This is a genomic window from Mycobacterium sp. TH-M25, assembly GCF_057473665.1.
Genome location: NZ_JBYCLA010000264.1, coordinates 1 through 9,112 on the forward strand (window position 1 = coordinate 1; position 9,112 = coordinate 9,112).

General features: G+C 67.2%; 8 protein-coding genes and 1 pseudogene. 6 read left to right on the plus strand and 3 right to left on the minus strand.

Annotated elements, in window-relative coordinates:
- Positions 1-584, minus strand: a pseudogene (locus AC2VOU_RS08990) (hypothetical protein); the annotation flags it as partial.
- A gap of 127 nt (positions 585-711) precedes the next feature.
- Between AC2VOU_RS08990 and AC2VOU_RS08995 the strand changes: the two are divergent.
- The 6 genes from AC2VOU_RS08995 (at position 712) to AC2VOU_RS09020 (ending at position 6,446) form a co-directional block, all read left to right on the plus strand.
- Positions 712-1,692, plus strand: a complete 981-nt coding sequence (locus tag AC2VOU_RS08995; RefSeq protein WP_486957066.1) for a sulfotransferase family protein — start codon at positions 712-714, stop codon at positions 1,690-1,692.
- Positions 1,693-1,701: 9 nt separating this feature from the next.
- The gene (locus tag AC2VOU_RS09000; RefSeq protein WP_486957067.1) at positions 1,702-2,985 is read left to right on the plus strand and encodes a glycosyltransferase; all 1,284 of its coding nucleotides are present in this window, start codon (positions 1,702-1,704) and stop codon (positions 2,983-2,985) included.
- A gap of 61 nt (positions 2,986-3,046) precedes the next feature.
- Positions 3,047-3,976: an ATP-binding cassette domain-containing protein gene (locus AC2VOU_RS09005; protein ID WP_486957068.1), complete on the plus strand. Its 930-nt coding sequence runs from the start codon at positions 3,047-3,049 to the stop codon at positions 3,974-3,976.
- Positions 3,973-4,743, plus strand: coding sequence for an ABC transporter permease (locus tag AC2VOU_RS09010; RefSeq protein ID WP_486957069.1), 771 nt, complete (start codon positions 3,973-3,975; stop codon positions 4,741-4,743). The genes AC2VOU_RS09005 and AC2VOU_RS09010 overlap by 4 nt, the downstream gene beginning before the upstream one ends.
- The gene (locus tag AC2VOU_RS09015) at positions 4,740-5,531 is read left to right on the plus strand and encodes an ABC transporter permease (RefSeq protein WP_486957070.1); all 792 of its coding nucleotides are present in this window, start codon (positions 4,740-4,742) and stop codon (positions 5,529-5,531) included. Before AC2VOU_RS09010 ends, AC2VOU_RS09015 begins: the two co-directional genes overlap by 4 nt.
- Before the next feature lie 108 nt (positions 5,532-5,639).
- Positions 5,640-6,446 (plus strand): TylF/MycF/NovP-related O-methyltransferase, encoded by an 807-nt coding sequence (locus AC2VOU_RS09020; RefSeq protein WP_486957073.1) that lies wholly within the window; start codon positions 5,640-5,642, stop codon positions 6,444-6,446.
- A 7-nt stretch (positions 6,447-6,453) separates the two neighbouring features.
- Here AC2VOU_RS09020 and AC2VOU_RS09025 read toward each other — a convergent pair whose 3' ends face one another.
- Positions 6,454-7,248 (minus strand): alpha/beta fold hydrolase, encoded by a 795-nt coding sequence (locus tag AC2VOU_RS09025; protein WP_486957071.1) that lies wholly within the window; start codon positions 7,246-7,248, stop codon positions 6,454-6,456.
- A 37-nt stretch (positions 7,249-7,285) separates the two neighbouring features.
- On the minus strand, positions 7,286-8,926 hold the full coding sequence (locus tag AC2VOU_RS09030; protein ID WP_486957072.1) for a GMC oxidoreductase: 1,641 nt from the start codon (positions 8,924-8,926) through the stop codon (positions 7,286-7,288).
- Positions 8,927-9,112 lie beyond the last annotated feature (186 nt).

The window sequence follows — 9,112 nt, forward strand, 5'->3', positions numbered from 1 at the left end:
AGGCGGACCTGTTTTGGCGCCACGGCCAACGCCCGGGCCACCCGGGGCGCGTCTTGGGCTGTTCGCCGGAAATCCTCGAGCACCGCGCGCCGCCGGGTGCGTGAGCGTGGCGGCAGGTAGCCGAGATCCCGGGTGGTCCCCGACAGCGCATCGACCAGCGCGACGACAAGCCCGATGCCATCGAGCAGGTAGTGCGAGGCCACCAGGCTGACCGCAGTCGACCCGTCGGTGAGCGCAAGCACGCCCAGATGCCAGCCGGGGCCCCATTCCGGATCGACTGCCAACTGGGAGCGTTCATCAGCCCAGTCGCTGAGGTCAGCGCGTGGACGGGCGTGCTCGGCGATATCGATCTGCGCCGGGCCGCGGTCCACCACCCACCGGTACCGGGCGAACGGCAGCGGCGAGCGTTCGATGCGCCGCCCCAACAACCCGCGACCGAGGTTGTCATGGAAACGCTTGAGCCCGTCCCAGTCGATGGCGTGCTCATAGAGCCACACGACCTGCATGACGTCCTTCTGGCCGGCGGCGGAATGCCCCGCATAGAAGGCTTGATCCAGCAGCGCGAGTCGATCATCCTGGCGCACAGAATCTTGTATCCGAACCGGCACTGATCAGCCTCCGAGGACGTCAGCCGGTGCGCCCGCACCGCGCGGGACGGCGTGCCAGGTGAAGGCGGCAGGGCAATTCATCACATGTAGAGTAGCCGACGCCATGACTCGCCATCGGGGTAATTCCACAAAGCCCGTCGCACTGTTCGTACTGGGTTTCGGTCGGTCCGGCACGTCGGCGCTGACCCGGGTGCTCTCGCTGAGCGGTGCTGCGCTACCGGCCGGGCTGCTCGGCGCCACGGCGGAGAATCCACGCGGCTGCTGGGAGCCGCGTGCGGCCATCGCGCTCAACGAAGCGATCCTGCGCCATCACGGCAGCTCCGGCTACGACTTGACGCTGGGCAAGCACGACAACGGTGCGTTCGACGACTCGAGGAACGCCGGCTGGGTCGCGAAGGTCAAGGCGTTTTTGACCACGTTGCCGGACGCGCCGGTCGTCGTGATCAAGGAACCGAAGTTGACCACGGTGTCCGGCATCTGGTTCGAGGCGGCGCGTCAGGCCGGGTTCGACGTCGCCGCAGTCATTGCCGTCCGCCACCCGGTGGAAGTCATCGGATCGCTGGAAAAGCACGCCGCCGGTCAGAATTACGTGCAAGCCTCCCCTGAGCTGGCGAGCGCCTGGTGGCTGACCTACACGCTGCTCGCCGAGAAGGGCACGCGGCACGTGCCACGGGTGTTCGTCGAGTACACCAACCTCATGGACGACTGGCGCCGGGAAGTGAAACGGATTTCCGCCGCCCTCGACATCGATCTGCGCGCCCCAGACGAGGGCGCAATCGACGAATTTCTCACGCCTGCCCTTCGGCACCACCGGCACGGCGGCCCGGTGCCAGAACCGTTCGGCACGGACTGGATGTCTGCGGCCTACGAAACGCTCAGCGCGGCCGCGCGCGACGAGCCCTGGGACGAGTCCGCGCTGGATCGCGTCGCGCGCGCGTATCGAGCGGCCGAACAGGGCTTCCGCACCGCGTTCGAGGATTCCCGCCGCTATGTGCGGCTCAACCGGCTCATGCCGCCGGTCCTGGTGAAGCTGGCCCTGGAGGCACTCGCACTGGCCCACCGGCGCCGCGGAACCTGGGCCTAGGTAGCCGCGATGAAGTGTGTGCTGGCCTTTTACGGAACTCGCGGCGACGTCGAACCGGGCGTCGCCCTCGGCCGTGAACTGCTGCGCCGCGGCCACGACGTGTGCATCGCCGTACCGCCCGATCTGGTCGGCTTCGCCGAGGCTGCTGGGTTGCCGGCGGTCGCCTACGGCCCGGCGGTGCAGGACTGGCTGGAATCGACTCGCAACTTCTGGGCGTATTTCTTCCGCAACTTCTGGAAAGTCCGGGATGTGCTCGCATTTCTGCGCGAAGCCCGCGAACCCGGCACCCGGTGCTGGGGGCAGATGAGCACGCTGCTGACCACCCTGGCGGACGGCGCCGACCTGCTGGTCACCGGCATGAGCTACCAAGAACTTGCGGTCAACGTCGCAGAGTATCGACGCGTTCCGCTGGCCACGGTGCTCTGGTTTCCGATCCGGGTCAACGGCCACGTGGTTGCGACACTGCCGGCGCCGGTGCTCCGCTCGGCGATGACCGCCTACGAATGGCTGGTGTGGCGCGGCGTCAAAAAGGTCGACGCCGCACAGCGCCGTGAACTCGGCCTGCCCACGGCCACCGGCCCCGCGCCCCGCCGGATCGCCGCACGTGGATCGCTGGAAATTCAGGCCTACGACCAGGTGTGCTTTCCCGGGCTGGACGACGAATGGGCGACGTGGAACGAGCGGCGGCCGGCACAGCGGCCATTCGTCGGCACGCTGACTCTTGCGTCGACGACGGACTCCGACGACGAGGTCGCGGCCTGGATCGCCGCGGGAACACCGCCGATCTGCTTCGGGTTCGGCAGCATCCCGGTGCAATCTCCGGCCGACATGATCGCGATGATCAGCGCGGCCTGCGCACAGTTGGGCGAGCGGGCGTTGGTGTGCGCCGCCGCGTCCGACTTCGGCGATGTCCCGCACTCCGATCAGGTCAAGGTGGTCGGCGCGATGAACTATGCGACGGTCTTCCCGTCCTGCCGCGCGGTGGTGCACCACGGCGGCGCCGGCACCACCGCGGCGGGCCTGCGCGCCGGCGTCCCCACCTTGATCCTCTGGATGGCCGACGTCCAGGTGATTTGGGGAGCCGCGGTCAAACGGCTGAAAGTAGGTACCGCCCGGCGCTTTTCGACCACCACGGAGAAGTCGCTGGTCACAGACCTTCGTACCATTCTCGACCCGCGGTACGCCGCCCGTGCCCGCGAGGTGGCCGTCCAGATGACCGACCCCGCCGACAGCGTGGCCATCGCCGCCGATCGCACCGAAGATTTCGCCCGCCTGCGGCGCGCTGGCGGGTAGCCCACGACGAGCTGCCGGGTTTCTGTTCAACACTCGTCTAACTGGCCGTATCATCTGACCCGTGATCGAGCTCCACGGCGTAGCCAAGACGTTCGACGGGACGATCCATGCATTGCAGGACGTCACCTACTCGGTTCCGACGGGGTCGGTCTGTGCCCTGCTCGGCCATAACGGTGCCGGTAAGACGACCACGATCAAGATCCTGTCGACACTGCTGCGGCCCACCCCCGGCCAGGCGATCGTGGCGGGCTACGACGTCGTCCGACAACCCGCCCAGGTACGCGCACACATCGGGACCACCGGGCAGCTCGCCGCGCTCGACTGGCAGCTGACCGGGCGGGAGAACCTGGTGCTGTTCGGACGACTCCGGGGAATGCGGCGCAAACACGCGCACCTGCGGGCCGACGCCCTGATCGATCGGTTCGACATGGCGCACGCCGCCGATCGGCGGGTGGGCACCTATTCGGTCGGCATGCGACGCCGCATCGACATCGCCGCCGCGTTGGTGGTACCGCCGAAAGTGCTGTTCCTCGACGAGCCGACAACCGGGTTGGACCCCCGTAGCCGCCGCGACGTATGGGACCTGGTGTCGTCGCTGTCCGCCCAAGGTGTCACCGTCCTGCTCACCACGCAGTACCTCGAAGAGGCCGACGTACTCAGCGATTCGATCGTCGTCATCAACGGGGGTCGCGTTGTTGCCAGCGGGACCGCCGAGGAACTCAAGCGCCGGGTGGGATTCAGCTACTGCACGGTGAGTCCGGTCAACCCGAGCGAGCTGTCCAGGATCTTCGACGTGGTCGCCGACCTCGACGGCGCTCAAGCCGATCGCGACGAGAACACCGTGTCGGTGCTGGCCTCCGACGGCGTCGCGACCTTCGCCGAGGTATTTCGCCGGGTCGACCAGCTTGGCGTCGAGCTGCTGGACATCTCGCTGCGTAAGCCGTCCCTGGACGAGGCCTTTCTGCGCCTCACCGGAAGTGTCACCGCGTGACCGCACTCGCGGCGCTGACCGAGCGCATGCTGCTCAGCACGCTCCGCGACGATCTACCGTTCGCGATCGTCGCACCGGCCGGCAACTTCGTCGTCTTCAACTTCGCGCTGCGCAATGTGATCGACACCGGCCAGATGAGCTACCCCCAGTACCTGCTACCCGTCATCATCATCCAGGTGATGCTGCTCGGCGCGCTGACCACCGTCGACCGGGCCGCCCGAGATCACTGCTCCGACTTTGGGGTTCGGCTGCGCACGCTTCCGATATCCACGGCGGTGCCGCTGATCGCCCGGATGGTGTACTGCCTCTTCCGCGGCGCCCTCGCCCTGCTCGCCGCGATCGCCGTGGGATACGTGTTCGGCTTCCGACTCGACGGCGGGCTGATGTACGTGGCGGGTTTCGCCGTGCTCGTCCTGACGTTGACGCTGGCCGTCTCACTGGGTGCCGACGCAACAGGCACCGGGATCGCCGGAGCCGGGATCGCCGGAGCCGAGATGGGCAGCAACGGCGGTGCCAGTCAGTTGCTGCTGGTCCCCCAACTGCTGCTGGTGATGCTGTCCACCGGGATGGCGCCGCTTGACGCGTTCCCCGACTGGCTGCATCCGTTCGTGCGCTACCAGCCCGTCTCGGAAGTGACGGAAACCCTGCGAGGGCTGTCCACCGGTCACGTCGCGGTAGGCAATCTGGCCACCAGCGTGACGTGGTGCGTCGGGCTGCTGGTGGTCTTCGGCGCGCTCGCGGTGCGGATGCAGAAGCGGACGCAATGACCGCGAACGCACCGCTGCGCAGTTCACTGCCCGCCGAAAGCCTGCTGTTCGCCGGTCGGCTGGTCACCCATTGGCGGCGAGCCCCGACGGTTCCGGTCCAGGCTCTGCTGTTTCCGACCTTTCTGCTGATCACCTACAAACTGCTGGTCGGCAGGTCCATCGTGCGGATCACCGGCACGGACAGTCTCTACGGCTTGGTCCCGATGTGCGCCGTCGCCGGGGCGATGTTGGGGGCGCTGGGGGCCGGCCTCACCATCATCGGCGAACGCGACAGCGGTCTGCTCAGCCAGTTGTGGGAGCTGCCGGTGCACCGGGCCAGCGCGCTGGTCGGCAGGCTGCTCGCGGAGGCTGCGCGCACGTTCGTCGGCGCTGCCCTGATCACCGCGGTGGGTGTGGGGTTCGGACTTCGGTTCGACGCCGGCTGGCTTTCGGTGATCCCGTTCCTCCTGGTCCCGGTGCTGATCGTGGTCGTCTTCAGCACGGCAGTCATTGCGATCGCGGTGCGTGTGAGAACCAGTGCCCCGCTGTTCTGGCTGGCGGTGCCGTCCATCGCGCTGGTGTTCTCCAGCTCCGGCATTCCTCCGGTTGCACTGCTGCCCTCCTGGATGCGGCCGCTGGTCCCCCTCCAGCCGATGTGGGCGACGATCGAGTCCATGCGGGCACTGGCCCTGGGCCGGCCAGCACTGTTTCCGTTGCTGCTGACTCTCGCGTGGGCGTTGGGCCTGGCCGCGGTGGTCGGTCCACTGGCAGTCCGCGGTTATCGCGCCGCGGCCGAATCCGGGCACTAGAGACGCCGCAGGTTCGATGGATCCGATCGCGGAATACTCTTATACACACGTCCAATGACCGTTTAGACTCGGCGCCGGAACCACTGCGAGACAGGGGCAGGCATGACACTGACCACGTACGACGTCCGATCGCTGTACCTGGATCTGATGCGACGCAACCTCACCAGGTACGGGATGCACGAACGGATGCCGGTGGACTGGTCGCTGCGCCGACGGCTGTTCTTCAAGGCGGTCAACCGCATCAACGCCATGCGTGCGGGCAGCGGGAGGCTCGATCAGCGCAACCGCGAGCTGGGGCTGGACTGGCCGGCCGAGGCCGAAACGATGATCGGCATGCAACGGCTCACCAGCCTGCAGCAATGCGTCGAGACCGTGCTGGCCGACGACATTCCCGGCGATCTGGTCGAATGTGGAGTCTGGCGTGGCGGGGCGTGCATCCTGATGCGCGCGGTTCTCGCGGCCTACGGAGACCAGACGCGAAGCGTCTGGCTGGCCGACTCGTTCCAGGGCGTGCCACGCTCAGACCCGGCGAATTACCAGGCAGACAAAGGGATTCGGGCAAACTTCGCCGCGGGCATACTCGGGGTCTCGGAGGCCGAAGTCCGGGCGAACTTCCAGCGCTACGGGTTGCTCGACGAACAGGTCCGTTTTCTGCCCGGCTGGTTCAAAGACACGCTGCACGACGCGCCGATCGAACGCATCTCCGTGTTGAGGCTGGACGGCGACCTCTACGAATCGACGATCCAGGCGCTCGAAGCACTTTATCCGCGGCTATCCCCGGGCGGCTTCTGCATCGTGGACGACTACCGGGCGGTCAAGGCGTGTGAACAAGCCGTCACCGACTACCGGACAGCGCACGGGGTGTCCGCGGAGATCGTCGACATCGACGGAACCGGGGTGCTCTGGCGTACCTGACCGCCGATCAGCGTCGACCCGGGTGCGGCGGTTCGATCTCGTCGGGAAGCGCTGTGCCGGAGAGCCATCCGTCGACCGTGCGGGAGAACAAGTCCGGATAGCGTAACGGCCAGTCGTGGCCCATGCCGCGAGCGATCCTGCCGACTCCGTTGGGCATCGCCTGCGCCAGCGCAGCCGCCGACCGGTGCGCGATGCGGGTCTCCTTGCCGCCGGTGAGAAACAGCGTGGGCGTATCGGATCTGTTCAGCCCCGCAGGACGGGTAAACCGCCCGGAAGCGGCGACGACGTCGGCGAATTGCGTTCCGGTGGTGAGATTTACGTCCTCGTGGTAATCGTCGAGCCGGTCCGCTGGGATCGCTTCCCGGTGCGCAATTCGGCGGCGCCGGACTACCGCTGGCAACCATGCGGTCCGGGTGAGCGGCACCACCACGTGTTGCATCAGCACCGCTCCCGGCCGGGTGTTGACGACGGTCCCGCACAACACCGCCCGATCGACGATCTTCGAGTCACTCGCCAGCAGCTGCGCCCCCACCTGCGCACCGAGCGAAAAGCCCACCACGTGCGCCCGGCCGGTGCCCACCCGGGAACGGATGAGTTCGGCCACCGCGTCGACAGCCCGGCCCATCTCGAACGGTCCCTGCTGGAAGCTCTTGCCGAAACGAGGGAGGTCGGGGACCAGACATCGGTAGCGCCGCAGTCGTTCGACCGCCGGCTGCCAGCACCAGCCGCTCATCTTCGCGCCATGCAGGAAGACGATGGCGGGTGCGTCGACCGGACCGGATTCGCGCACAAACAGGTCCACCCGGCGATCGTATCCGCTTGTGCCCCTGGTATTTCAGTTACGACGCGAAGTGCGCCCGGTCGATGTGCACGGCCACCCGCAAGGCATTGGCCGCCACCGTCAGACTTGGGTTCAGCCCGGCGCTGGAGGGAAAGAACGAGGTATCCACCACGTAGAGGTTGTCCACCTCATGCGCCCGGTTCTGTGCGTCGAGCACGCTGGTGGCGGGATCGGTGCCGAAACGGCACGTGCCGCAGACGTGGCCCAGGTTCGCGTTGTCCTTGCCGCTGCCCAGTGGCAGCGTGCGAAACGGTTTCAGCACCTGTTTCAGCTGCCGTAAGAACGCCGCGCGGCGTTCGATTTCGCCTGCGTGCAGCCGATAACGAAGCCGCAGCCGCTGCCTGCCATCGGCACTGGGCCGATCGCTGGGCAGGACGCGGTTGTCCAGATACGGCAGGTCCTCCATGATCGCGGCAAGCACCAGTCCACCGGTGAAGAACCGCTCGTAGATCGGCCGCACCGCCGGGTTCATCACCCGCAGCGCCGTGGCGCGCCCACCGGGCCGGTTGGCCAACCACTCCATCGGCGGTATCGCCCCGAAAGACTGCACGGTGCCGTATTTCTGTCCCTCCCAGAAGTAGAAGTCGTTGAGCCCGATCTCCTTGTTGGCGGCCGTGGTTCGATGACCGGGTTCCGGCCAGACCTCGATGGGGTCGAGCAGATGACGCATCAGGTTGCGCCCTACAAGGTCTGAGCCGTTGGCCAATCCGCGCGGCCAATCGCCGGACCGGGAGTTGAGTAACAGCAACGGGGTCGCCAAGGCACCTGCGGCCAGCACCACCACCGTCGCCTTCAGCGCCAGCGTGCCGCCCGGATGCGCACAGATGACGTGCCGGACCTGGCTGCGGTCCGCGTCCAACCGCAGCACCCGGCATTGCGTCAACAACCGGGCCCCGTGCTCGACGAGGGCCGGCAGCACGCCGTTGCCGGCGGCGTCGTTTTTGCAGGCCCGGTCGCACAGGTAGGTCTGGCAGGTAGCGCACGCACGGGTGTATTCACAGGCCATCGGCAGGTGATACGGATGCAACCCGCGGCTGGCGAGGTAATCCACCAGCGGCTGGTTGGCGGCCGAAAACGGCGGAGCTGCAGGCAGATTTACGCCGGCGGCCTCCGGCCTCAGCGGATCGGGCTGGCCGCGAACGCCGAGCAGCTTTTCAGCCTCGGCGTACCACGGCCGCAGCTGGTCATAGCTGACCGGCCAGGTCTCGGGCACGGTGGAATCGCCGGGGTCCAGGAAATTCTGTCGAGGAGTGAAATCGCGAGCGAAGAATCGCTCGCAGACCATGCCGTAGAGCGCCGAGGAGCCGCCGGTCCCGCCGCCGATGAACGGCACAAATCGCTTCGGGATCCGCCCACTGACGTCTTCGATCTCATCGGTGCAGCGGCCGGCCCGGGCCAACGCGTCGTAGTAACCGCTTTCGGAACGGTAGGCCAGCGGTTCGGCAACTTCGGGCATCGCGGCCCGGATGGTCCCCGGCGTCCCCGGCAGTGTCGAGCGCCCCTTCTCGACGAACAGCACCGTGCGGCCTGAGCGGGCCAACCGGTAACCCAGCATGCCGCCGCCCATGCCGGTGCCCACGACGATCACGTCCCACACCACACGCTCGGCCTCGCGCGCATCGATGTCGCCGTCAAACACAGACGAGCTCCTCAGCGGATGATGACCCTAAGCGTGGCCCGACCTGGGCGGATCGCGATCGTATCACCCGTGTGCACGCTCAGACCGGGATTGTTACACACGCGAACAATACAGCCTGTTAGCATCCCGGCCATGCCTGAAAGCCGCCCCGCGGTCCGGATCGGAATCTTGGGAGCTTCGAGCTTC

Excerpts from the sequence above, each read along its gene's own strand:
- AC2VOU_RS08995 (WP_486957066.1), top strand. The coding sequence starts at position 712 with ATGACTCGCCATCGGGGTAATTCCACAAAGCCCGTCGCACTGTTCGTA.
- AC2VOU_RS09000 (WP_486957067.1), top strand. The coding sequence starts at position 1,702 with ATGAAGTGTGTGCTGGCCTTTTACGGAACTCGCGGCGACGTCGAACCG.
- AC2VOU_RS09015 (WP_486957070.1), top strand. The coding sequence starts at position 4,740 with ATGACCGCGAACGCACCGCTGCGCAGTTCACTGCCCGCCGAAAGCCTG.